This is a genomic window from Mycobacterium sp. IEC1808, from assembly GCF_002101935.1.
Classification (GTDB): Bacteria; Actinomycetota; Actinomycetes; order Mycobacteriales; family Mycobacteriaceae; genus Mycobacterium.
In genome coordinates, this window is record NZ_LQPV01000024.1 from 85,957 (window position 1) to 108,388 (window position 22,432).

The window sequence follows — 22,432 nt, forward strand, 5'->3', positions numbered from 1 at the left end:
TCCTACGTCAAAGTCGACTGCACTGCTTAGGCCGGTATTTAAGGAGGGAAACGTGTTCATAGGTGGAGGCTCTGAGCACGACAGCCTGCGAGTGGGCAACGCGTACGACTGGTACCCGGGCGCGGGTTCGGTCGTGACGTGGCAGCCCACGCCCGGCTGCATCGCGAAGGCTCGGCAGGCGCCGGTGAGCCCGGTGCCGCCCAGCTCCATGCAGGCGGGTCACCTTCGCGGGTTCGTCGAGTTCGGTGAGCGTGGGCTGGATTATTCGCGAGCGATCATGGGGTCCTGGGATGTGCCCGGACGCTGCGACATCCGCGCGATGACCTACGTCATCAACGCGCACCTGCGCCGCCACGCCACGTACCACAGCTGGTTCGAGTACACCGACGACAAGAACATCGTCCGGCACACCCTGAAGAACCCGCGCGACATCAACTTCGTCGCGAAGGAATACGGCGTGATGACGGAGCTCGAGTGGCGGGAACACGTGCTCGCCACGCCCGATCCGCTGCAGTGGGACTGCTTCCGGTTCGGCATCGTCCAGCACGAGGACCACTTCGCGCTGTATGCGGTCGTCGACCACCTGCACTGCGATCCGATGTTGCTCGCCGGGCTGTACGTCGAGATCTTGATGAACTACACCGCGCTCATCGAGGGCAAGGCGCCGGTCTCGCTGCCGCCGGCGGCCAGCTACGACGACTTCTGCATGCGGGAGCACAACATCGTGTCGGGGATGACGCTGGAGTCCCCGGAGGTGCGCAAGTGGATCGAGTTCGCCGAAGCCAACGGCGGGACCCTGCCCGACTTCCCGCTGCCGCTGGGCGACCAGTCGATTCCGTGCGGCGGCGACACCCATGTCGAGCGGTTGCTCGGCCCCGACCAAACGGCCCAGTTCGAGGCGCTGTGCCGGCAGGCGGGGGCCCGGTTCAGCGGTGGCCTGTTCGCCTGCGCCGCCCTGGCTCAATACGAATTGACCGGTGCGGAAACGTATTACGGGCTTACCCCCACCGACAAGCGGAAGAGCCCGGCGGACTTCATGACGGTGGGCTGGTTCACCGGTGTGGTGCCGTTCACCGTTCCCGTCGACCCGAACTCGTTCGAGGAAACGGCCCGCGCGGCGCAGGCCTCCTTCGACGCGAACATGGATCTGGCGAACGTGCCGTTCGACCGCGTGCTGGAATTGGCGCCCTGGCTCCGTAAGCACGGACCCCAGTTCACCATGATGAGCTACATGGACGCGGGCCTTCCTCCCCTGTCCGGCATCGTCGCCACGGCCCTGGACGGCGTGAACGCGACCGCGTTCACCGATGGCCGCAGCCCGGCGTACATGTACTCGACGGTCTTCCGGCTGTTCGACGAGGTCTCGATCATGGTGTCCTACCCGAACAACCCGGTCGCCCGCGAATCCGTGATTCGCTACACGGAGGCCTTGAAGTCAGTGTTCGACCGGGTCGTCGCGGGCAAGCTGGCCGAGGTGCCGGTTCGCGTAGCCAGGTAAGCTGCGAAGCGCTTCGTCTTCGAGCGAAGTGGAAGGCTGAGCTCCGTCGATGAAGTTTGTCTTGGCGGCCCACGGTACCCGCGGCGACATCGAGCCCGGTGCCACGGTCGGCGTGGAACTCCGGCGCCGGGGCCACGATGTCCGAATGGCGGTGCCGCCCAACCTGGTTGACTTCGTAGAGTCGGCCGGGGTGCCCGCCGTCTCCTACGGGCCGGACACGCGTGAGCAGGTGGTGGCCGTCGCCGACTTCACCCACAACGCCTTCAAACCCCAGAACCCGGCCGACTTCATGCGCACCTTCAAGTCGCTCTTCGTCGAGGGCTGGGCGGAGATGAGCCGGACGCTCACCTCGCTGGCCGACGGGGCGGACCTGCTGCTGACGGGCCAGACCTACCACGGGGTGGTGGCGAATGTCGCGGAATACTATGACATTCCGGTGGCGGGGCTGCATCATTTCCCGGTGCGGGTCAACGGTCAGATCGGCGTTCCGTTTCTGCCGTCGCCGGCGCCGATCGTCCGCACCACGCTGTCGGCGGGCTGGTGGCTGTATTCCCGCTTCACCAAGGCGGACGAGGATGCGCAGCGCCGCGAGCTGGGTCTGCCGCCCACGACGGTTCCCGCGTGGCAGCGGATGGCCGACGGCGGAACGCTCGAAATCCAGGCCTACGACCGGGCCTTGTTCCCCGGGCTGGCGGCGGAGTGGAATGGCAAGCGCCCCTTCGTGGGTTCGTTGACCCTGGAGTTGGCCGCGGAGACCGACGATGAGGTCGCGTCGTGGATCGCCGCGGGAAAGCCGCCGATCTACTTCGGGTTTGGCAGCACCCCGGTCAGCTCCCCCGCCGAGACGGTGGCCATGATCTCCGACGCCTGCGCCGAGTTGGGCGAACGCGCGCTGATCTATTCCGGCGCCAACGGTTCCGAGCCCGCTCCGCATCGTGAGCACATCAAGCTGGTCGGACACGTCAACTACAGCACGATCTTGCCCATGTGCCGGGCGGCCGCCCACCACGGCGGAGCGGGCACGACGGCGGCGAGCCTACGAGCCGGGCTCCCGACGCTCATCCTGTGGGACGTGGCCGACCAGTTCATCTGGGCGACCCAGGTCAAACGGCTGAAAGTCGGCTCTGCCAAAAAGCTTTCGACCATCACCCGCAAATCGTTGGTCAGGCAGCTGCGCAAGATCCTCGCGCCGGACTACGTGGCCCGGGCCCGTCAGATCGCGCCACAGATGTCCAAACCGGCCGTCGGGGTGGTCACCGCCGCCGACCTCCTGGAGCAGACCGTCCGCGTCGGCGTCTGAACGGCCGGTGCCGCTACGGCTGCCGGCTGGCGGCCGCGTCGCGCTGGACGAGCGGGTAAGACTTGTACCACTTGCGGTGGTGCGCCGCCCCCATCTCGCGCAGGATGCCCATGGCCGCGAACCAGCCGTGCGTCTTGCGCAACCCCAGAATCATCGCCCGGCTGGACCCCCAGTGGTACTTCAGGCCGCCGAAGTGAACCTTGGCGGTCCTGCGCCCGAAGTGGTTGACGTAGGCCATTTCCGTTGTGTACACGCCGAATCCGGCTTTTCGCGCCCGCAACGCGAGGTCGAGGTCGAGCCCCCAGCCGTAGCGGCCGAAGGTGTCGAGATCCATTCCCCCGACGGCGTCCCAGCATTCCCGTGACATCACCAGCGCCGTGCCCTCGATGGCGGGCACCACCCGATACTGCGGCCGCGGAACGTAGCTCGCGGCGTCCGGTATTCCCTCGACCACCGCGTAGGGGAATCCGATGTTGAACAGCGGCCCCACCATCCCGACGTCCGCGGGCAGGCGCGGGTCGAGCAGGGCGGCGACGAATCCCCGGGACAGCCGGGTGTCGTTGTTGAGCGTCATCGCGTGGGAGTAGCCCTCCGCGAACGCGGTTCGGAAGCCGAGCTCGCTGCCCCCGGCCCACCCCAGGTTCGTGCCCGGCGTGGCGACGCGTTCGTTGCCGATCTTCGGGTAGTCGCCGCGATTGTCGACGATCAGGTAGTCGGCGCCCTCGCGCTCCAAATCCGCTACGAGCGCGTGTGTGTACTCGTGCTGGCCGAAGACCGGCACCGTGATCAGTAGGGACACACCGGGAGCGTACCCCGAGCCGTGCAACCCCGCGGGGCGTTCCGGCATCAGTCCAAACCCCCGCGTCGGGCGGCTTTTTCCAGCAGATCGGCGGCGCTGGCGACGCTCTCGGCGGGCTTTGTCATCCGCGAGGCGACATCACGCGCCCGGCTGACATAGGCGGGCGCGAGGACCGACCTGAGGTCGGCGACCAACGTTTTGCGGGTGGTGCTCGAGAAGCGGCGGCCCGAGCCGACTTTCAGCTGTTTGATCTGGGCCGCCCAGATCGGCTGGTCGGAGGTGATCCAGAGGATCAGCGCGGGGACGCCGGCCCGCAATCCCGCGGCCGTGGTGCCGGAACCGCCGTGGTGCACAACGGCGCGACAGGTCGGAAATATCGCGGCGTGATTGACCGCCGGGACAACCTTCACATGGTCGAATGCGGGGACGCCGCCGTCCTGCGCCCGCGAGCAGATCAGCGCTCGCTCGCCCAGCTCCGCGCAGGCCCCGCCGATCATCGTGACGAGATCCGCGAGCGACCCGACGGGCATGCTGCCGAACCCGAAATAGATCGGCGGCGTTCCGGCGGTGATCCACGACGCGACCTCGTCGTCGGCATCGGTGGGCGACTCCATGGTCAGCGCGCCGACGAACGGCCGCCGGGCGCCCCATTCCTCGGCCAACCCGGGAAAACAAAGCGCGTCGTAGGCCTGGATCTCCAGCGCTCCCAGTTCCGACATGCGTTGCGGCGCAGGGCAAGTGGCCTTCGGCAGACCAAAATCCCGGCGCTGCGCGTCGTCGGCGCCCCGGGTGAACCGCCAATACATCCAGTCGAGGGTCTTCATCGTCGAGCGCACCAGCGGCGCGGGCAACCGCGCGGGAAACGCCACGTGGCCGTTGGGCCGCATCGGGTAGAAGTGCAACGCGGCCAACGGAATGTCGTAGCGCTCGGCGACGTTGGCGGCAATCTCCTGATAGAGCTGGCCGGTCAGCAGCAGGTCGACCCCGTCCACGAGCGAGTTGAGCGCGGCGCCCAGCTCTTCGAAGCCCGCCCGGACCGGCTCCATCGCCTCGCGCGCCAGCTTGACCGGGTTTTGGAACTTCCACGAATTATGCAGGAAATCCTCGTCCAGCTGCTGCTGGGAATCCCGCTGCCCGTAGGCGACGGCGGGCAGCCCGGCCGACTCGACGAAGCCGATCAGGTTGGGCGGCACCGCAACCCGCACGTCGTGCCCCCGGCGCTGCAGCTCCCGGCCGATGGCGGCGCACGGCTCGATATCGCCGCGAGTTCCGTAGCTCGCCAACGCAAACTTCATGACGGAGTCGAGCCCATCAATCCTTGACGAAGTGGTAGACGCGGTAAGAGAAGCCCCCGGCGCGGCGCAGATCCCAGTCCATCACCCCGACGCCGTAACGGATCAGGGAGTTCATGAATCCGGGCAGGCGGTCACCGATCTGCTGCTGGGTCCGCCGCGTGTTGGCGTCCAGCCCGCGCTTGGCCTCCGCGTCGATGTCCCGTTCCGAGACCTTGCGCAGCGGGGCGGCGGCCAGCGCCGCCTCCCACTCGCCGACGACCGGAGCGCGGCGGGAATCGGTGTACAGGAAATCCCCCCCGGGCCGCAGCACGCGCGCCACCTCCTCGAGGAAGCGGGAGAAGTGGGGGTACTGATGCGAGGCCTCGACGTTGACCACCGCGTCGAAGGAGCCCTCACCGAAGGGCAGGTTTTCGGCATCGCCCTGTACGAAATCCAGGCCGGGCAGCTGGTGGCGTTCCCGGCACTTGTCGATGCTGGCGGGGTTCAGATCCAGCCCGGTGTAGGAGGCCGGGCCCAGTTTCCGCACGATGTAGGACGCGCCCCCGCCGGCCCCGCAACTGACCTCCAGCACCTTCTTGCCGGTGAGATCCACCTGCGAGGCGGTCACGTGATAGAGCTGGATGCAGTAGCGGTTGGGTTCGTCGGACGGCGCCAACGGCAGGCCCATCGGAGGGTCCTCTTCGTAGCCGAAGTTGAAGAAGACCACGTCGTCGCCGACCTGGCGGGTGCCGAGGGGCAGAAAGTACTTCGTGGTGAGCTTGCCGACGAGCGGGTTGGATTGCAGGCGGTATTTGAGAGCCACGGGGAGAGTGTTGCACGGATCCGCGGCGCTACACGGCGAATAGCCGCCTTGACCGCTTCGCGACCGGCAATTGCGGGCCTGACCAGCGCGTTCACCATAAGATCACAGCAATGTCACGGTCACCGCCCAGATCTTGATTAGCCCACGCGAGTGTGCCCCGGATTGTAGGGTGGTTGGCGTGTCGAGCCGGACTGGCACGGGCGAGGCAGCCAAGCCTGGGGGAATCTTCGACCGCATAGGCGACATCGTCGTGCGGTGGCCCCTGCTTGTCATCGCGGGCTGGATCGGGGTGGCGGTCACCCTGGCACTGGTCTTTCCGCCGTTGCCGGTCCAGGCCAGCAAGCGCGAGCCGAAGGCCCTCCCGGACAACGCCCCGACGGTGGTCGTCAACCAGGAAATGGCCAAGGCCTTCGCGATGCCCGGCGCCCCTAAAGCCGGCGGAGACGCCAAGAAGGCCCCGGACGCCGCCGGGGACGGGGGCGGCGACAATCCGCTGGGCGGCGGCGGTTCCCTGCTGATGATCCTGCTCAGCGACGAGAACGGCATCACACCCGCCGACGAGGCCGTCTACGCCAAGCTGGTGGACAAGCTGCGCCAGGACAAGACCGACAAGCTGACGGTGCAGGACTTCCTGAGCAACCCCCAGATGCGCGAGGTCCTGGCGAGCAAGGACGGCAAGGCCTTCATCCTGCCGGTCTCGTTCCCAGGCGCCGGGACCGCGCCGTCGACGATCGCGGCATATCACCACGTCAAAGACATCGCCAAAGAGGTCACCGCGGGAACCCCGCTGACCGCCCACGTCAGCGGACCGCTGGCCACGATCGCCGACGCGACCGAAATGGCGCTGGAAGACGCGCATTTCATTGAGATCGGCACCGTGGTGTCCGTGCTGGCCATCCTTTTCCTGATTTACCGCAACATCATCACGATGTTGGTACCGCTGATCAACATCGGTGCGTCGATCGGAACGTCGCAGGGCGTCCTGTCCGGTCTGAGCGAGATCGGCCTGCCGTTCGCCCTGCAGACCCTCGTCCTGATGACCGCCGTCATGGTCGGTGCGGGAACGGACTATGCCGTCTTCCTGATCAGCCGATATCACGACTATGTGCGAAAGGGCCACACGTCCGACGAAGCGGTCAAGATGGCGCTGATGTCGATCGGCAAGGTGATCGCCGCGTCGGCGGCCACCGTCGCGGTCGCGTTCCTCGCGATGGTGTTCACCAAGCTGGAAGTGTTTTCGACTGTCGGTCCGGCGATCTCGATTTCGGTCATCGTGGCATTCCTGTGTGCGGTCACCCTGTTGCCCGCGCTGCTGGTGCTCGCCGGACGTCGTGGCTGGATCAAGCCGCGTCGCGACCTCACCACTCGGATGTGGCGAATCATGGGCACGCGCGTCGTGCGCCGGCCGCGCATCCACCTGATCGGAAGCCTAATCGTGCTCATCGGTTTGGCCAGTTGCACGGCCGTGATGCGCTTCAACTACGACGACCTCAAGACGATGCCCGCCTCCGTGGACAGCTCCAAGGGATATGACGTGATGAATCGCCATTTCCCGGCGAACGCGCTGACACCCATGGTGCTGTTCGTCAAGTCGCCCTCCCACGACCTGAGGACGCCGGCCGCCCTCGCGGACCTGGAACAGATGGCCGCCCGGGTGAGCCAGCTGCCCGACATCACGATGGTGCGGGGGTTGACCCGGCCGAACGGCGAACCGCTGGAACAGACGAAGATCTCGTTCCAGGCCGGTGAGGTCGGCAATAAGCTCGACGACGGATCCCGTCAGATCACCGAGCATGGGAGCGATCTGGACCGCCTGGTCAACGGCTCCAATCAGTTGGCCGACGCCCTGGCAATGCTGCGCGATCAGGTCACCGGCGCCGTCACCAGCCTCGGCCCGGCGGTCTCGGCGCTGACGGCGATGGAGCAGATGGCGGGCGGCGATAGCACCATCGCCGCGCTCGACCAGGGCGCCGCCCTCACCGGGCGAATGAAGACGCTCGGCGACAACCTCAACACGTCCACCATGAACGCCGAAAACATCGCTGCGTGGGCCACGCCGATGTTGAACGCCCTCAACAACAGCCCGGATTGCAACGCCGACCCGGGCTGCGTGAGCTCACGTTCGGGGTTGGCCGCGATGGTGCAGGCAAACAATGACGGCACCCTCAACTCGATCAAGATCATGGCCCGCAACCTGCAAGCGGCCGGGAAATCGCAGACCGTCGGGCAGACGCTGAACACGGCCCAGCAAACGCTGACTCAGGCCTCCAGCGCCATGAAGACGATCAGGGATCTGCAGACCACGATGGGCCAGGCGCAGCAGGGCGCCAACGCGCTTGCCGACGGCAGCCGCGCGATCGCCGGTGGGGTGAAACAACTCGTCGATTCCACCCGACAGATCGGCAGCGGCCTCAACGAGGCGTCGCAATTCCTGCTGAGCATGAAGCACGACACCGACAACAAACCGTCGATGGCCGGGTTCAACATCCCACCGCAGATCCTGACGAGGGACGAGTTCAAGCAGGGCGCCGCGATCTTCCTGTCCCCCGATGGGCACGCGGCGCGGTACTTGATCCAGAGCGCGCTCAACCCGTTCTCCACCGACGCCATGGATCAGATCCCGAAGATCATCAAGGCCGCGCAGTCGGCGCAGCCAAACACGGAACTGTCGGACGCCACGGTCCAGGTAGCGGGTGTGCCGAGCGGGCTCGCCGACACGCGTAGCTATTACAACAACGACATCGGCTACATCGTCTTCGCCACGATCATGATCGTGTTCCTGATCCTGGTCGGCCTGTTGCGTGCGGTCGTCGCGCCGCTGTATCTCATCGGTTCGGTGCTGCTTTCCTACCTGTCGGCAATGGGTTTGGGCGTCCTGGTGTTCCAGCTGCTGCTCGGGCAGAACCTGCACTGGAGCCTGCCCGGGCTGTCCTTCATCCTGCTCGTCGCGGTGGGGGCGGATTACAACATGCTGCTCATCTCGCGAATCCGCGACGAGTCGCCGCACGGCGTGCGGGTCGGCGTCATTCGCACCGTGGGTTCGACCGGCGGCGTGATCACGTCGGCCGGCCTGATCTTCGCGGCCTCGATGTTCGGGTTGATGAGCGCCAGCATCTACACCATGGCCGAGGCCGGCTTCATCCTCGGGATGGGCATTCTGATCGACACGTTCCTGGTGCGCTCGATCACCGTGCCGGCCATGGCCGCGATGATCGGCCAAAAGAACTGGTGGCCTTCACACCTCGGCAAGACCCCCGCCCAGGTTTACGCGGCCCACCAGAAGAAGCAGCACCAGCTCAATCAGCTGACCGATCAGCTGGTCAAGATGAAGGTGATTCCCAGCCCGGCCGCCCTGGGACCGGCGGCCGCGTCCTCGGCGACGAGCGCGCCGAGCGAGCCGTTGATTCCCGACGACCTGCTCGTTCGCCTGAAACTCGTTCCGCCCGGGCACAAGCCGCGGATGAAGTCGCGTCGGACACGGCCCAACGGCGCCGCCAAGACGGCGTCCGGCGCCGCGGCCGCCAAGAACGGAAAACGGTCGAAGAGACAACGACTTTCCAACCACGCGCTCCCGCTGTTCGACCTCAGCGGCCTGCCGAGCCACCTGACCGACGATCTCCGCGATCCGGGGTTGGATTCCGCGCCGCCCACCAACGGCAACGGCAAGGGCAACCACAAGGGCGATCGCTATTCCGGCCACCCGCTGCCGCTGTTCGGCCAGGACTTCCTGTCGCCCCGGCCAATCACGGTCGGCGCCAACGGAAACGGGCATTCGAACGGCAACGGGCACAGCGAACAATCAGCGGACGACGACCTCGGCAATCCGCTGCCGCTGTTCGGGACGGGCGCCCCGGCGCAGCAGCCCACCAACGGCAACGGGCACGGCAAGCACCCGCTTCTCTAGCCCTAGCCGTCCAAGCGGACGAACTCGTCCTGCCGGTAGAGCTCGACGCACTGCGATCGCCTGATCTTGCCACTCGTGGTGATGGGTATCGAACCCGGTGATACGAGAACGAGATCCGCCACCTTCAGCCCGTGGGACTTCGAAATCGCGGAGGTGACTTCGCGTTTGACGCCGCGCAGCTTGTCCGCTGCCTCCTCCTCGGAGGCGCCGCGCTTCTTCATCTCGATGATCGCGACCAGCTTCTCGACGCCCTTGTCGGGAACGGCGATCGCCGCACAACGTCCCGCGGTGATCTCCTGGATGGTCGCCTCGATGTCGTCGGGAGAATGGTTGCGCCCGTAGACAATCAACAGGTCCTTGATCCGTCCGATGATGAACATCTCGCCGCTGGAGAAGAAGCCCGAGTCGCCCGTCCTCAGCCAGGGGCCTTCGGGTGTGCCCTGCGACGGCTCGACGATCGTCGCCCCGAACGTCCGCGCCGTTTCTTCGGGCTTCTGCCAATAACCGGCGGCGACGTTCTCGCCGTGCACCCAGATCTCGCCGACCGTCCCCTCCGGGCACTCGCGACCGGTATCGGGGTCGACGATGCGGTGCAGCATCGATGTGGGGTTGCCGTAACTGACCAGCGGTGTGCCGCTTCCGCTTTCACACCGCACCGCCTCGCCGCCGGGCAGCTTCTCGGAATCGAAATATCCGATCTCGGGCGGATCGCCCACCTGGCGGGTCGACATGTACACCGTGGCCTCCGCCATGCCGTAGCAAGGCCGCAGCGCCCGAGGGTCGAAGTTGAACGGGGCGAACCGGTCCGTGAATCGCTTGAGCGTTGCCGGCTGCACGCGCTCGCTGCCGTTGAGGATCGTGTGAACGACGCCGAGGTCGTGCCCGACCATGTCGTCGTCGGAGGTCTTGCGCACCGCGAGCTCGTAGGCGAAGTTCGGCCCCGCCGAGATCGTGCAGTCGTTCTGGGCCATCATGTGCATCCAGCGGGCCGGTCGCTGCAGGAACCCCACCGGGCTGGACAGCACCGTCGGTACGCCGGCCAGGATCGGCATGATGATGCCCAACAGCAGACCCATGTCGTGGTAGAGCGGCAGCCAGGTCACCACCGTCATCCCGGGAGGCGCCACCCCGCCCTCGGGCGCGAAGAAGTCGCCCATGATCTGCTCGAAGTTGGCGAAGACGTTCCTGCTGGAGACCATGACCCCGGCCGGCGTGCGGGTGGATCCGGAGGTGTACTGCAGATAGATGAAGTCCGACCCGTCGCCGGCGCCGGCGCGCGGTCTCGGGCCGGTGGGGCGCTGCCGAGTTTCGAGGTCCAGCAAATCGAGTTCGACGATCGAGGGCGCGGATTTCGCCTGTCCGGTCTGCACCGACGCGGCGACGTTGTCGACGACCGCGGATGTCGTGAGGACGACGGCGGGCGAGGTGTCGGCCAGCACCGAGATGGTGCGTTCGTCGTGCGCACCGCCATAGGGAACCGAAAGCGGAACCGCGACCAGCCCGGCCTGCAGGGCGCCGAGAAAGCCCAGGACGTAGTCGAGTCCATTGGGGGCGAGGATCAGGGCCCGGTCACCGGGCGACCCGCTGGCCCTGAGCTGTTCGCCGAGGTTGACCACGCGCTTGTACAGCTCCGACCACGTCAGGGTCTGTCGGACGCCGTCCCAATCCTGGTCGTAGTCAAGGTATGTGAACGCTGCGTCGTTGGGCTGCAGGCTCGCGCGTTCGCGCAGCACACCGGGTATGGATGACTGAACCACGGAGAACACACTACCTTCGTCGAAAGCGTTTCCGGCCCGGAACGGCCAGGTTACAACCGCACGGCCCCGCGCCCGCCCTCCGTCTTCCCCACGGGCAAAGCGCTCCGCCGCTGCTGGCAAATAAACTACCGTGTACGCGGTGGACAATCGACTCGCACACATGGACCAGGCGTCTTTCCTCGGTCTGCGGGCGCTTGGCTACGGGGCGCACGTGCAGTTCAACTGGATTTACAACCGTCCCGCAAACGTTGACGGATTGCGCCGCTTCCACCGAAACCTCGGATACGGGTTGCTGGGACGGCTGGTCGAACCGTCGCCGCTGCCTTTCGCGCGTGACCGCTGGGTCGTCTCGCGCGGACCCCGCGACATCGAGATGGCCGAAACACCGCGCTCCCGTGCGGATCTGAATGCCTGGTTGCATGAGCGGGCGTGCCTGCCGCTGGATCCCGAATACGGGCCCGGCTGGCATCTCGGGGTCCTCCCCCTCGACGACGGCGGGACCGCGGTTTGCCTGACGACATCGCACACCCTGGTCGACGGGCTCGGGATCCTGCAGGCCATCTCCGACGCGGCGGAGGGACGAACCCGCCACCTGGGCTACCCGGGCCCCGGTTCGCGCACCCGCGGACGGGCGGCGTTACAGGACGCCCGGCAAACGATCGCGTCGGCGCCCGAGCTGGCGCGCGCGGTGGGGGCCACGGTGCGCATCGCCCGACACCGGCGCAAGGACGTCGTCGCCTCGATGACCTCGCCACCGCCTTCGCCGCGCAGGGCCGCCCACGATCGGCCCGTCGTGGTGCCCTACCTGACGGCCTACGTCGACGTGGCGGCCTGGGATGCGTGCGCGAAAACCATTGGCGGAAACAGCTTCACGCTTCTCGCGGGATTCGCGGGCAGGCTCGGCGTGCGAATGGGGCGTGTCTGCGACGACGGAACGGTCACGCTAGCGTTCCCGGTCAGCGACCGCACGGAAGACGACACGCGTGGCAACGCAGTGGTATTCCCCACCATTTCGGTCGACCCGGCGCGCCTCTCCTCCGACCTCGGGGAGGTCCGTCTCAAGTTCAAGCAAGCGTTCGCCGACCTCACCGAGATCACCGAGGAGCTGCTGGGGCCGCTGCCACTCGCCTCGCTGGCGCCCAAATGGGCTGCACGGCGCGCGGCGGGAATGGGATTGGGTGTCGCCAGCCTTCCCATCGGCTGCTCCAACGTCGGGGATATGCCTCCGGCGACGAACCGCCCGGACGGGACCGACGCCGACTACGCATTCGGGCGGCTGATCGAACCGGGCATCAACCGGCGCGCCCTCGAACGCATGGGCGGGCAACTGTTCGTCGCTTCGGGGCGGGTGCACGGAAAGATCTTCCTTGCGGTCAACGCCTACCTGGCCGGCCGGACCAACTCCCAAACCGCACTGCGCGAGGACGTCTTACGCACGTTCGACGAATTCGGCCTGACCGCCGAGATTCACGGCTAGCGCCCGGGCGCGGGGGAACTCGCGAAAAGTGGCTTGCGCCAAGGTCTTCAGATGTTGCGCCCGCTGCGGCCCGAAGGCCGCGATCTCCACGACCAGCGCCAGCCATGCGGGAAACCACCAGAGCCGCGCGATGATCCGGATCGAGCGGGATGACGCCGGGTCGACGGCCAGCCAACTGAGAATCCGCAGCTGATCGAGCACGTAGCCCCGCGACGTCATCAGATGCGTCGTTTCGGTCCCCTTCATGTGACTGCGCACCGACAGCTCGCGTGGCACAAAGCAAACCGTCGATCGCAACATCAGGCGCAACCAGAAGTCCAAGTCAACGAGCTGGTAGATGTCGTTGCGCAGGCCCCCGACGTCGAGTGCCAGGCGGCGCCGGAACATCACGCAGGTGGGTTCGCCGACCCAGTTGTCCCTCAGGCCGCCCAGCGCGGCCTGCCGCACCAACTCGCGCCCGTCATTGCGTTCGCGGAGGTTCCGAAAGTGCGTGTACATCTTGCCGTACATGCGCTGCCACCGCTCGTCGTCGCCCACGACCTGCCGCGGCGCGAACGCGAGCCCGACGGCCGGGTCCTCGAAGTATGGGGCGAGCGTCGCCAGTGCGCCGGGCAGCAGCCAGTCGTCGCCGTGTACGAACTGAACGCAGGTGCCGCGCGCCAGTTCCAGGCACTTGTTGTGGTTGCCGCTGAGCCCGAGGCGCGGTTGATTCTTGACCAGCCGGTCCCCCGGCCGCAGCATCGCGGCGGCGACGGCGGCGCCGTCGTCCGACGAGTCGTCGTCGACGACGATGATCTCGAAGTCGACGCCGTCCTGGTCCAGGATGCTGCGCAGGCAGCGCTCGATCGTGGCGGCGTTGTTGTACATCGGCACACAGACCGAGACCAGCGGGGTCGCGGGCGCATCGTCAGCATGCATCGCCGGGTACAGGCAGCCTCAGAGAGCGGCGATACCCTGGCTCAGCAGGAGGATCCCCGTGCCACCGAATATCAGCTGGGTGATCTGCAGGCGGTAGGTGCGTAGCCCATTCTGCACCCGTAGCATGATCGCCTCGGTCTTCTCCGGCACCGCCAGGAAGGCGACCAGGGGAATCTCGATCAGCGCGAGCACCAGAAGTGTGAAGATGATGAATGCGCTGAACTGCGTGCTCACCCCCACGCCCGACGCCATGATGACCGCCAGCAGCACCGCCCCCTCGTAAGGGGGGAATGAGGAGGCGGCGCCGACCACGAACGCCGGCCACAGCAGGTCGGAGTCCAGCATGGCCTGCGCACGGGCGCCCAGCCGCACGAAGGGGTTGCGCGAACGCGGCTCGTCCACCAGTGTTGCCGCGCCGCCACCCACGGTCACCGGCGTGACGGGCTCGCGCGCCGCCGCCCGCGCGCGCGCCGTTACGACGGCGACGAGCAGGAGCGCGAGCAAACCAAAGGTGATCTGAAGGCGGCCGCCCGAAAAGATGATGACCTCCGACCTGACCGCCGCGATCACGGCAGCGGCCTGCCGAATAGCTCCCAGCGCGGCTTCGTGCATCAGCACCAGCACGCCGATCGCGATGGCGACCCCCGAGGCGATACCGCCCAGCCAGAAAGCCAGCAAGTTCACCATGGGCCGCTTACGCGACAGCAAGACCACGACCAGCCCCAGGCGCACCGGGTCAATCGCCAGCCCCAACCCCATAATCAGTACGCACGTCCACATCAGGGGGAACGCTACCGTGCGCGCGCGTATCCCGTGGCGTAACTGAAGAATTCGTTTGTCTGGCACCTGACCAGGTGCGACGGGCCGAGCGGTTCGCACCGCGCACGGCGGCAGGGGTGACTCGCGTCACGTTGCCCCGAAAATGGCGCATCTCGGGGCGCTATGCTCATGCCGGTTCGCTGAAGGACAGAAGGGGCAGCTGTGCTCGACGACCCGCCCGCAACCCCCGCGATCTCGGTGTGCGTGCCGATGTACAACAACGGCGCCACGATCGAACGGTGTCTGCGCAGCATCCTCGACCAGGACGGTGCGGATTTCGAGATCGTGGTCGTCGACGACGATTCGTCGGACGACTGCGCCGCGATCGCCACATCATTGCTCCGTCCCGGGGATCGACTGGTACACAACCAATCTCGGCTCGGTCTGAACGGAAACCACAACAAGTGCCTCGAACTCGCGCGCGGCACTTGTGTCCAGTTCGTGCACGGCGACGACTGGTTGCTCCCGGGGGCGCTGAAGACTCTCGCCGCCTGCTTCGACGACCCCGCCGTCGGGATGGCGTTCGCTCCCAGGCGTGTGATCCAGGACGAAAACCTTCCGTGGCGGCGGCGCGTCGGCCCTGCGCACAAGCACTATTTTCGGCTCCGCGGACGCAACAGCGGACGTTGGCTGCTCAGCCAGCAATTGCTGCGCGGCGGTGCGGGCAATTGGATCGGCGAACCGACCTGCGTGATGTTCCGCCGCCGCCTCGCGCTTGAAATCGGTGGGCTTCGCAACGACATCTATCAGCTCGTTGACCTGGATTTTTGGTATCGCCTGATGGTCCGCTCGACGGTCTGTTTTTACCCCCAGGAACTGTCGGTGCGCACCCACACGGCGTCGACCGAATCGATGCGGATCGTCAAGGCGGGCGGCAATTGGCTCGACCAGCTGCGGATTCTCACCTGGCTGATCGTCGATCCGGCCTCGTCGGCCCCGATTCGCGGCATCGCGGGCGTCTGGTGGTCGATTACCTGGCTGGCGCTGCCCCTTCGGGTGCTGGCGTTCGGACCCGAGCGGTCGTCGCGGTTGAAGACCCTGGCCCGGGCCCCGGTCGACGAGTTCGCCCGTGCCCGTCGCTGGCGTGACGGCCTGCCTACGGCGGTTTGACCCACGTTGACGGCCCGCTGCCGAGCCTGTCCACGTTCGACTGGATGAGTTCGTAGGGATAGTCGGTGTGCTGTTCGATGAAGTCGCGCAACTGTGCCATGGAATCGTGCCAGGGCTCGTTGTATCGCGGCAGGCTCGCCTTCAGAAAAGGGAACCGGAAGTGTTCGATGAGGCCATCCCAGAAGAAAAGGGTGTGGTTGAACGGTTCCCCCGAAAACTTGCCGGCCCACTGATGATCCGGTGAGCGCCTGTACGTTGCCCGGATGTCGGCGACCGAAACGAACGGCTGCAACGTGAGCCCCGCCTCGCGGGCGCGCCGGGACAGGCCGATCTCGTATTGATCGACGATGTTGACTTTGTCGACGATGTACTGGAAACCGTTCCAGAACTCGGTGAGGAACGGACGGGTGCGCGAATTGAGGTCCCAGGCCAGGAAAAATGACTGAAGATGGACGCCGAACTCGGCGCTTTCGATCGCGCCGTACATGTCGGCGCCCCGGAACGCGCTCCACATCTCTTCGATCGGAAACAGCGGAGCGAACACGCTGTCGTTGGCCACGACCAGGCGGTCGAATTGATCGAGCGACCACCCGCGGGACGTGAGGATGCACCACGCGAGGTGCCAGGAACCGAAGTCCAGTGCAAGGGTGCGCCTGGTGTAGATGCCGGCACAGAGGGGCCGGAGGGGATCGACGGACGCCGGGGTCAGCTTGGGCGACGCGGAGATGAAAATGATCGTCGCCCCCAGCCCGTGGAGGGCCTTGAGGTAGTGCACGACATAAGGATCGACGACCCCTTGCGGATCGAAGTGAGCGAAGAGCACGAGCGTGGCTCGACCGGGCGAGGGCCGCGGGGGAAGCTCTTGATGTGTCTGGCGGATGAAGCGTAGGGCGTTGCCGCGCAATCGGTACGGGACGGCGGCCAGATAGCGGCGGGCGCGCCCCGACTCGGCGCGCAGCCTGCTCACCAGTTCCAAGGTCACCTCGCAGCGTCCCGATCACGATATCCGATGTAGCGCATGGTATTCGGTTCGGGAGGCGGTCATGCCCCAGGCAGTCAAAGCCCGATTTCCGGCGACGGGTGATCCCGCGGCGGTCGGCACGTTGCCCGTCCTGACCCCGATGAACATCCCGCGAAGGTTTGCCTGGCGGGTCGTCGCGGATCGGCCCGTGCACCGGACGCCGACCGTCTAACATGTCCCCTGACCTAGTCACCGCGGCGAATCGCCGATGCGAGTTGACATTCGACAGGAAGAACGTGGATGCGGATCGTAATTCCCTGCGGGCGCCCAAGCCGTAGCAGCCGTCTTCGCCCGCAGCGGGTAATTCCGTGAAAATCCTTGATGCCATTCGCTATAACCCGAGGGTGCGGCGCCTCGGCCTGGGCCTGCGGGTGCTGTCGCCGCAAACCTACGCGCAGGACGGCCTCGTCAGCGTCCACTCGCACGCCTTCATGCAAGAGCCCAGGTTCGTCGCGGCGTACGCCCGGGGCGTCCAGGCGATCGGCGGGGCGGACCTCTACCAGTTTCACTGGCGTGTCCATATCGCCCTGTGGGCAGCCTCCATCGCGTCGCGGCTGGATGGCGATTTCGTGGAATGCGGTGTCAACAAGGGGTTCGTGAGCAGCGCGATCATGGAATTTCTCGACTGGAACCGCCTCGACCGCGATTTCTACCTGCTCGACACCTTCGCGGGGCTGGACGAACGATTCGTGTCCGCGAGCGAACGCGAGGCCGGCTCGCTGGAGAAGAGCGCGAAGAGCCTCGAAAGCGGGTTTTACATCACGGGAGCCGACTCGGTTCGCGCGAACTTCGCACAATGGCCGCGTGCGGTCATCGTCCAGGGCGCCATCCCAGAAAGCCTCGCGCAGGTGACGCCGCGCCAGGTCGCATACCTGCATCTCGACATGAATTGCGCCCCGCCCGAGATCGCCGCGCTCACCTACTTCTGGGACCGACTGGTCGCGGGCGCTCCCGTCCTGCTGGACGACTACGCCTACCGCGGCTACACCCCGCAACGGCTCGCGTTCGACGAGTTCGCGCGGTCGCACGACATCACGGTTTGCGCGCTCCCCACCGGCCAGGGCTTGATCATCAAGCCGACCCAACCCGCCCGGCGGAGTCGGCCGTCGGCCGATTAGTTGTCGTCGACTGTGTTTCGTGACCGGACCGGGCGCGGTAGTGTCTGCTGGACGTCCACGGCTGCGCGAGTTCCTTCGGGTACCTCGAGACCCGGCAGCCGACACTTCCGACGCGAACAAGGTGTGGTGTGCCCTCAAAGTTGAACAAGCGTGTCCAGGAGTCGTTGCTTGCCGCCGGAGTTGAGCTGTCGGCACGACCGCCGTTCGTGACGCGGTATTCCGCCTACCGGGGCCGGCGTCGCATGCTGCGGGCGCTCGGCCCCGACCTGGGTAAACAGGTCGCCTGGACGACGTCGGATGCGCCGGCCTCCGACGGCGAGCTGGCCGCGATCTTCGCGGAGACGCCGAACATCCACAAGATGCTCCACTATCTGCCGGCCTATGAGTCGGCGCTGTCTTCGTATCGGTCTCGGCCGATACGGATGCTCGAAATCGGCGTGGCGCGTGGTGGCTCGCTGCAGATGTGGCGGCGTTACCTCCATCCGGAGTCGACAATCGTCGGCATCGACATCGACACAACCACTCGGCAGTTCGACGATCCTTCGCGGCGGGTGCACGTTCGCATCGGCAGCCAGACGGACAATTCGTTCCTGCAACAAGTGGTGAGCGAACTTGGCCCGTTCGATGTGATCCTCGACGACGGCAGCCACATGAATTCGCACATCGTGCACACGTTTCAGTTTCTCTTTCCCAACGGGCTGGCCTCGGGCGGCGTCTACATCGTCGAGGACCTCCACTCGAACTATTGGCGGGCATACCGCGACAGTCCCATGTCGTTCGCCGACTTCACGAAGTGGCTCATCGACGCGATGCACGCGCACTACCAAACAGCCGGTAGCAAAGAGCTCGACTATCGGGCGAACGATCCGCACCGACTGAAGGAACTCCACGTTCCGCTTGCCACAACGCTTGTGGAGAAGGTCGAATTCTACGATTCGATAGCGGTTATCCATCGGGCAAAGGGCCGCCGGGAAGTCCCCACCAGCGTTTTCCGCTGAAGGTATTCAGCCCGGCGGTTGCTGCGCCGAGACTTCGGTCGAACCCGCGGTTGTGAGTTGGCCATCGGCCGCCGCGTTCGCAGCTGCATCCTGCTCCGGCCCGTCGTCGTCCGGGCTTGGTAGGGCCGGTCGGCGTGCGTAGGAGATGATGATCGCCGCACAGGCGATCAACCACAGCAGCGGCGTAAGCGAGGCCGTGGTACCGACAAGCGCCCTGGTTTGAACGATCGAACTGACCCCCAGCTGTGCCGGCCCGGCAATCTGCGCCGGAACCGGTGGGCTGGGTAACGCAATGTGCGCGATGCTGAGTGCCGCGGCGACACTCACACAAATGCCGACTCCGCGCCGCCGATCGCCGACGGCTGCGAGTCTCTCGAAGATTCCCGTTCCCGGTGGCCCCTGCGGGTCCCGGGCGACCAACGCGGCGATCGGCAACGCGAATACCAGGTAGTAGGGCAGGCTCACAGCGGTGAAGAGAGCGGCCGTGGCCAGCAGCACGATGCCGACCATGACGGGCGAGATGCGCCGTCCCAGAGCGAGAACGCAGACGACGACGAGCGCGAGGATGACGTACCCGATCATCGATCGCACACCGGCGAGATAACCGTCCGGTATCGAGCCGCCGTTTTCGCTGGCCTTGATGCCGTCGGGGACCATCAAGAGCCCCCTTGCGAAGGACACGTTGAGCGACGTAGCCGCCTGAAAAACTCCGCCGTAACTGACGGTGTGGCGGATCGACTGCATGATCGTGTCCGGAAAATCCCGGGGCCACAAGAGATATGCCGCGGCATTGGACGCCACCACCCCCGCCACCGCGACGCCTCCCCATCGCCACTGTCGGGCAGCGAACAACGCGACACCGAGAATCGCGAATTGCGGTTTCACCATCGCGGCAAGCACCACCATGACGGTGACAAGACCCCACCGTCGCCGGGATAGCGCCACCAAGAAAACCAACGCGATAGGCACCACGAAGCCCGCCGAGTTGCCTCGATCGACCGCCATCCATGCCGGGATCGCCGCGCTGCCGCAGGCCACGAAGACCACCACCCGCTCAAGGCCGCGTGCACCCCGGGCCGCCCACAGGGCGGGACTCAACACTGCAACCGTCAGGACGAGCAGATACGTCAACAATCCCAGCCGCGGCGCGTGCAGCCACTGCCCGAGCAGCCAAAAGCCCCTGTGCGGCAGCATGCCGGCCGCCGGATAGTTACTCTCCACGATGGCCGGGACGTAGCCGTGCAGGTGGGGCTGGTGCGACGACAGCGGCGGCACCGGGTAGGGCTCCCATGGATTGGCTCGCTGCGCGAAGTCCATTGTCAAGACGGCGTCGCTGAAGCAGTGGCGGCCAAGGTTTGTAGCCCAATCAAAGGTGCAGTCATCCGGGACGAAAACGAGCGAGGAAAGCACGTCGATCGAGAAGTACTGCGTGAGAACAAAGCCCGTCATAGCCGAAATAGCCGACGCCAGCAGGACGCCGCCGAGCAAGATGGTGCGTGCCGGTTGGTGGGTGAACGCCGACAGCCGAGCCCGGGCAGCCGCGATCGGGTGCCGTAGGACGTCGAGGGGTTCCCTCACTGCGTTCTCCCCGGTTCTGGCGGACACTAGCGGGGGCGAGGCGCCCGACTCCGCCGCGGGCAGTTTACCCAACGCTCCCCTCGCCGACCTGGCATTCACACCGTTTGGGTAAGCCGTGCGAAGACGCATGAAGCGGCTGGTGTCGCGCTTCTTGGCGCCGACGGGCGCCGCTGCGGCGGTAGTCGGCGGCAAGCCTGTTCAGGATTCCCTTGCGCCGCAGCCGAAGTAAGGCAGTGCAATGTGCGAAATTTCTCCCACCCCCGTCGCGTGGATCCTTGGCGGCACGAATCTCGCTGGCGGACAACGGCCTAGGTGCGCGAGGTCCCGTCCCGAGCGTCGGCGGCGCTACGCCGAAACGAGAAGTACCGATGGCCGAGATAGTTCAGCACCAGGATCGGCACAAAGACGATTATTTGCGCCGGGATCCGGTGCACACCGAGTTCTACCAGCACTGTCAAGGCGACGGCGTTGAGGCCGAACGTCGTGAGGTAGACACTCTCGAAGCGCACGAGATCGCGCAGCACGTGGCCCCGAACGCGGAACACCAACCGGCGATGCATGACGAAGGCGAACAGCACGCTCAGCACGTGCGAAACGGTGACCGTCACCAGCGATCCGGCGACCGTGCCGAACCGGCGGTCGACGGCGTGACCCACCGTCTCCGAGCACGCGACGAACATCCCCAACCCCACGACGGTGTTGATTGCCCCGACGATCAGGAAGGCCACGCGCTGGTCGCGGATGAGCCGGATCAGCGGTCCAGGGGGCGCCGATTCGGGCGGTAGGTCGAATTCGGTCATTCGATGCCTTCCACCCTTCCGGATCCCTCGTCACGTCGACTTCAGGGGAGCGCAATCACTCGGGGACGCGCCCCGCGAATACCATTTCGGCGCCCGTGCCATCGTCGGAGCCCGCGTAGACCTCGGGCTCGAAGCCGGCCTTGCGAACGTAATCGACTATGTCCCGGCCGAATTCGGTGAACGTCAGCATGTCGACACCCACCGGAATGAACCGATAAGCCCCGCTGCCCCTGCCGTGATAAAGGGCCGGCATCCGGTGCACGATCTCGCCGTCGTCGCCCAGCTCCGCCCGTGTTTCCGTGGTCTGGCGCGTCCAGAGCACCGGCACCGTGAAGACATGCCGGCCCCCGGGCCGCAGCACGCGCCGCGTCTCGGCCAGCGCGACCCGGAAGTCGTGCACGTGCTCGAGGGTGTCGGACGACAGGACCAGGTCGAAGGCGGCGTCGGGGTAGGTGAGTCGACAGATGTCCTCGTTGCGGTTGCCGTCGACCATCTCGCCCAGCCGCTCCGGTCCGCGATAGTCGGAGAACGCGAGCCGCGGGAGCCGCCGCAGCAACGCGTGCAGCGATCCGAGCGAGCCGATCGTGTTCACCTCGGCGACGTCGAGTTCGCGGAACGCGGGGTCATCCACGAGCTCGGCGAAGGACCCGCACCCGGGCGGACCGTAGATGGCGACGAGGACCTCGGCGATCCGCCGCACTCTCAGGTTGCTGCAGCAGGACCGGCAGAACATGCTCTCGCGCCGGTTATATGCGCGCGACACGTCCGCGTTGGCCCAAAATTCGTGCAGTTCGTCGGGGGTGGTCCAGGAATTGAAGGCGAAGGTGGTTTCGGCGCCGCAGACCACGCAGCGGCCCGCCTCGTCGGATCGGCGGTCGCGCAGCGGGCGCAGGTTCAGAAGCACGGGCCGCCCCACCCGCGCTTTCACCGCCGCCGCCAGGCTCACCTGGGGGAATCCGCCGTCGGCGCGGCCACCGGGAGCGCGGCGTGGAAAGCGGTCATGGCAGGATCCGGTCTCAGAAGCGGCGTCTGCGGCATGGACACATTCGTAACACGTCGGCGCACCACCCGGATGTGATATTTGAAAAGCCCAGCGCCAAGGCAAGTTAGGAACTACATTACTGAGCTGCCGGAGTTCACCCGGCTGTCGCAGCCGGTCATCGCCGCGGTGACGGCGGGTACAGCCGATTTGTTCAGGGGGCGCTTGTCATCGCACAGCTATCCCGCCGAACTCCACC

General features: G+C 66.2%; 18 protein-coding genes. 8 read left to right on the plus strand and 10 right to left on the minus strand.

The window, feature by feature from the left end; genetic code table 11:
• Positions 1-52 precede the first annotated feature (52 nt).
• Both AWB92_RS15230 and AWB92_RS15235 read left to right on the plus strand, forming a co-directional pair.
• Positions 53-1,498: a condensation domain-containing protein gene (locus AWB92_RS15230; protein ID WP_081665165.1), complete on the plus strand. Its 1,446-nt coding sequence runs from the start codon at positions 53-55 to the stop codon at positions 1,496-1,498.
• 49 nt (positions 1,499-1,547) lie between these two features.
• The gene (locus AWB92_RS15235) at positions 1,548-2,798 is read left to right on the plus strand and encodes a glycosyltransferase (protein WP_085186715.1); all 1,251 of its coding nucleotides are present in this window, start codon (positions 1,548-1,550) and stop codon (positions 2,796-2,798) included.
• Between the two features lie 13 nt (positions 2,799-2,811).
• Here the strand turns inward: AWB92_RS15235 and AWB92_RS15240 are convergent, their stop codons facing one another.
• The 3 genes from AWB92_RS15240 to AWB92_RS15250 are packed head-to-tail and all read right to left on the minus strand — an operon-like array spanning position 2,812 to position 5,694.
• Entirely contained in the window at positions 2,812-3,645 is an 834-nt protein-coding gene (locus tag AWB92_RS15240; RefSeq protein ID WP_085186717.1) for a glycosyltransferase family 2 protein, read from the minus strand.
• Entirely contained in the window at positions 3,645-4,892 is a 1,248-nt protein-coding gene (locus AWB92_RS15245; protein WP_085186719.1) for a glycosyltransferase, read from the minus strand. Before AWB92_RS15245 ends, AWB92_RS15240 begins: the two co-directional genes overlap by 1 nt.
• Before the next feature lie 16 nt (positions 4,893-4,908).
• Positions 4,909-5,694 (minus strand): phthiotriol/phenolphthiotriol dimycocerosates methyltransferase, encoded by a 786-nt coding sequence (locus AWB92_RS15250; RefSeq protein ID WP_085186721.1) that lies wholly within the window; start codon positions 5,692-5,694, stop codon positions 4,909-4,911.
• Between the two features lie 178 nt (positions 5,695-5,872).
• Between AWB92_RS15250 and AWB92_RS15255 the strand changes: the two genes are divergently transcribed.
• On the plus strand, positions 5,873-9,598 hold the full coding sequence (locus AWB92_RS15255; protein WP_085186723.1) for an RND family transporter: 3,726 nt from the start codon (positions 5,873-5,875) through the stop codon (positions 9,596-9,598).
• A gap of 2 nt (positions 9,599-9,600) precedes the next feature.
• On the opposite strand, the gene AWB92_RS15260 is transcribed toward AWB92_RS15255, so the two are convergent.
• Positions 9,601-11,355, minus strand: a complete 1,755-nt coding sequence (locus AWB92_RS15260) for an AMP-binding protein (protein WP_085186795.1) — start codon at positions 11,353-11,355, stop codon at positions 9,601-9,603.
• A gap of 160 nt (positions 11,356-11,515) precedes the next feature.
• On the opposite strand from AWB92_RS15260, the gene AWB92_RS15265 reads away from it, so the two are divergent.
• Positions 11,516-12,832, plus strand: a complete 1,317-nt coding sequence (locus AWB92_RS15265; RefSeq protein ID WP_085186725.1) for a hypothetical protein — start codon at positions 11,516-11,518, stop codon at positions 12,830-12,832.
• On the opposite strand, the gene AWB92_RS15270 is transcribed toward AWB92_RS15265, so the two are convergent.
• Both AWB92_RS15270 and AWB92_RS15275 read right to left on the minus strand, forming a co-directional pair.
• Entirely contained in the window at positions 12,785-13,750 is a 966-nt protein-coding gene (locus tag AWB92_RS15270; protein WP_085186727.1) for a glycosyltransferase, read from the minus strand. The two genes, AWB92_RS15265 and AWB92_RS15270, sit on opposite strands and share 48 nt — an antisense overlap.
• Positions 13,751-13,768: 18 nt before the next feature.
• The gene (locus AWB92_RS15275) at positions 13,769-14,530 is read right to left on the minus strand and encodes a GAP family protein (protein WP_085186729.1); all 762 of its coding nucleotides are present in this window, start codon (positions 14,528-14,530) and stop codon (positions 13,769-13,771) included.
• A 201-nt stretch (positions 14,531-14,731) separates the two neighbouring features.
• On the opposite strand from AWB92_RS15275, the gene AWB92_RS15280 reads away from it, so the two are divergent.
• On the plus strand, positions 14,732-15,679 hold the full coding sequence (locus AWB92_RS15280; protein ID WP_277622298.1) for a glycosyltransferase family 2 protein: 948 nt from the start codon (positions 14,732-14,734) through the stop codon (positions 15,677-15,679).
• Here the strand turns inward: AWB92_RS15280 and AWB92_RS15285 are convergent.
• Positions 15,666-16,646 (minus strand): rhamnan synthesis F family protein, encoded by a 981-nt coding sequence (locus AWB92_RS15285; protein ID WP_158090378.1) that lies wholly within the window; start codon positions 16,644-16,646, stop codon positions 15,666-15,668. The two genes, AWB92_RS15280 and AWB92_RS15285, sit on opposite strands and share 14 nt — an antisense overlap.
• 76 nt (positions 16,647-16,722) lie before the next feature.
• Here AWB92_RS15285 and AWB92_RS29820 point away from each other — a divergent pair, with 76 nt between their 5' ends.
• The 3 genes from AWB92_RS29820 (at position 16,723) to AWB92_RS15295 (ending at position 18,816) form a co-directional block, all read left to right on the plus strand.
• Positions 16,723-16,872 (plus strand): hypothetical protein, encoded by a 150-nt coding sequence (locus AWB92_RS29820; RefSeq protein ID WP_158090379.1) that lies wholly within the window; start codon positions 16,723-16,725, stop codon positions 16,870-16,872.
• 136 nt (positions 16,873-17,008) lie between these two features.
• Positions 17,009-17,818, plus strand: coding sequence for a TylF/MycF/NovP-related O-methyltransferase (locus tag AWB92_RS15290; protein ID WP_241523464.1), 810 nt, complete (start codon positions 17,009-17,011; stop codon positions 17,816-17,818).
• A 242-nt stretch (positions 17,819-18,060) separates the two neighbouring features.
• Positions 18,061-18,816, plus strand: coding sequence for a class I SAM-dependent methyltransferase (locus AWB92_RS15295; RefSeq protein WP_085186733.1), 756 nt, complete (start codon positions 18,061-18,063; stop codon positions 18,814-18,816).
• Positions 18,817-18,822: 6 nt separating this feature from the next.
• Here the strand turns inward: AWB92_RS15295 and AWB92_RS15300 are convergent, their stop codons facing one another.
• The 3 genes from AWB92_RS15300 to AWB92_RS15310 all read right to left on the minus strand — a co-directional run bounded on the left by AWB92_RS15300 (position 18,823) and on the right by AWB92_RS15310 (position 22,140).
• Complete coding sequence (locus tag AWB92_RS15300; RefSeq protein WP_085186735.1) at positions 18,823-20,394, minus strand: DUF2029 domain-containing protein; 1,572 nt, start codon at positions 20,392-20,394, stop codon at positions 18,823-18,825.
• 308 nt (positions 20,395-20,702) lie between these two features.
• The gene (locus AWB92_RS15305; protein ID WP_085186737.1) at positions 20,703-21,194 is read right to left on the minus strand and encodes a GtrA family protein; all 492 of its coding nucleotides are present in this window, start codon (positions 21,192-21,194) and stop codon (positions 20,703-20,705) included.
• 55 nt (positions 21,195-21,249) lie between these two features.
• Positions 21,250-22,140 (minus strand): class I SAM-dependent methyltransferase, encoded by an 891-nt coding sequence (locus AWB92_RS15310; protein WP_085186739.1) that lies wholly within the window; start codon positions 22,138-22,140, stop codon positions 21,250-21,252.
• Between the last annotated feature and the right edge of the window lie 292 nt (positions 22,141-22,432).

Excerpts from the sequence above, each read along its gene's own strand:
- AWB92_RS29820 (WP_158090379.1), top strand. The coding sequence starts at position 16,723 with ATGCCCCAGGCAGTCAAAGCCCGATTTCCGGCGACGGGTGATCCCGCG.
- AWB92_RS15235 (WP_085186715.1), top strand. The coding sequence starts at position 1,548 with ATGAAGTTTGTCTTGGCGGCCCACGGTACCCGCGGCGACATCGAGCCC.
- AWB92_RS15305 (WP_085186737.1), bottom strand. The coding sequence starts at position 21,194 with ATGACCGAATTCGACCTACCGCCCGAATCGGCGCCCCCTGGACCGCTG.
- AWB92_RS15275 (WP_085186729.1), bottom strand. The coding sequence starts at position 14,530 with ATGTGGACGTGCGTACTGATTATGGGGTTGGGGCTGGCGATTGACCCG.
- AWB92_RS15245 (WP_085186719.1), bottom strand. The coding sequence starts at position 4,892 with ATGAAGTTTGCGTTGGCGAGCTACGGAACTCGCGGCGATATCGAGCCG.
- AWB92_RS15270 (WP_085186727.1), bottom strand. The coding sequence starts at position 13,750 with ATGCATGCTGACGATGCGCCCGCGACCCCGCTGGTCTCGGTCTGTGTG.
- AWB92_RS15240 (WP_085186717.1), bottom strand. The coding sequence starts at position 3,645 with ATGCCGGAACGCCCCGCGGGGTTGCACGGCTCGGGGTACGCTCCCGGT.
- AWB92_RS15295 (WP_085186733.1), top strand. The coding sequence starts at position 18,061 with ATGCTGCGGGCGCTCGGCCCCGACCTGGGTAAACAGGTCGCCTGGACG.
- AWB92_RS15265 (WP_085186725.1), top strand. The coding sequence starts at position 11,516 with ATGGACCAGGCGTCTTTCCTCGGTCTGCGGGCGCTTGGCTACGGGGCG.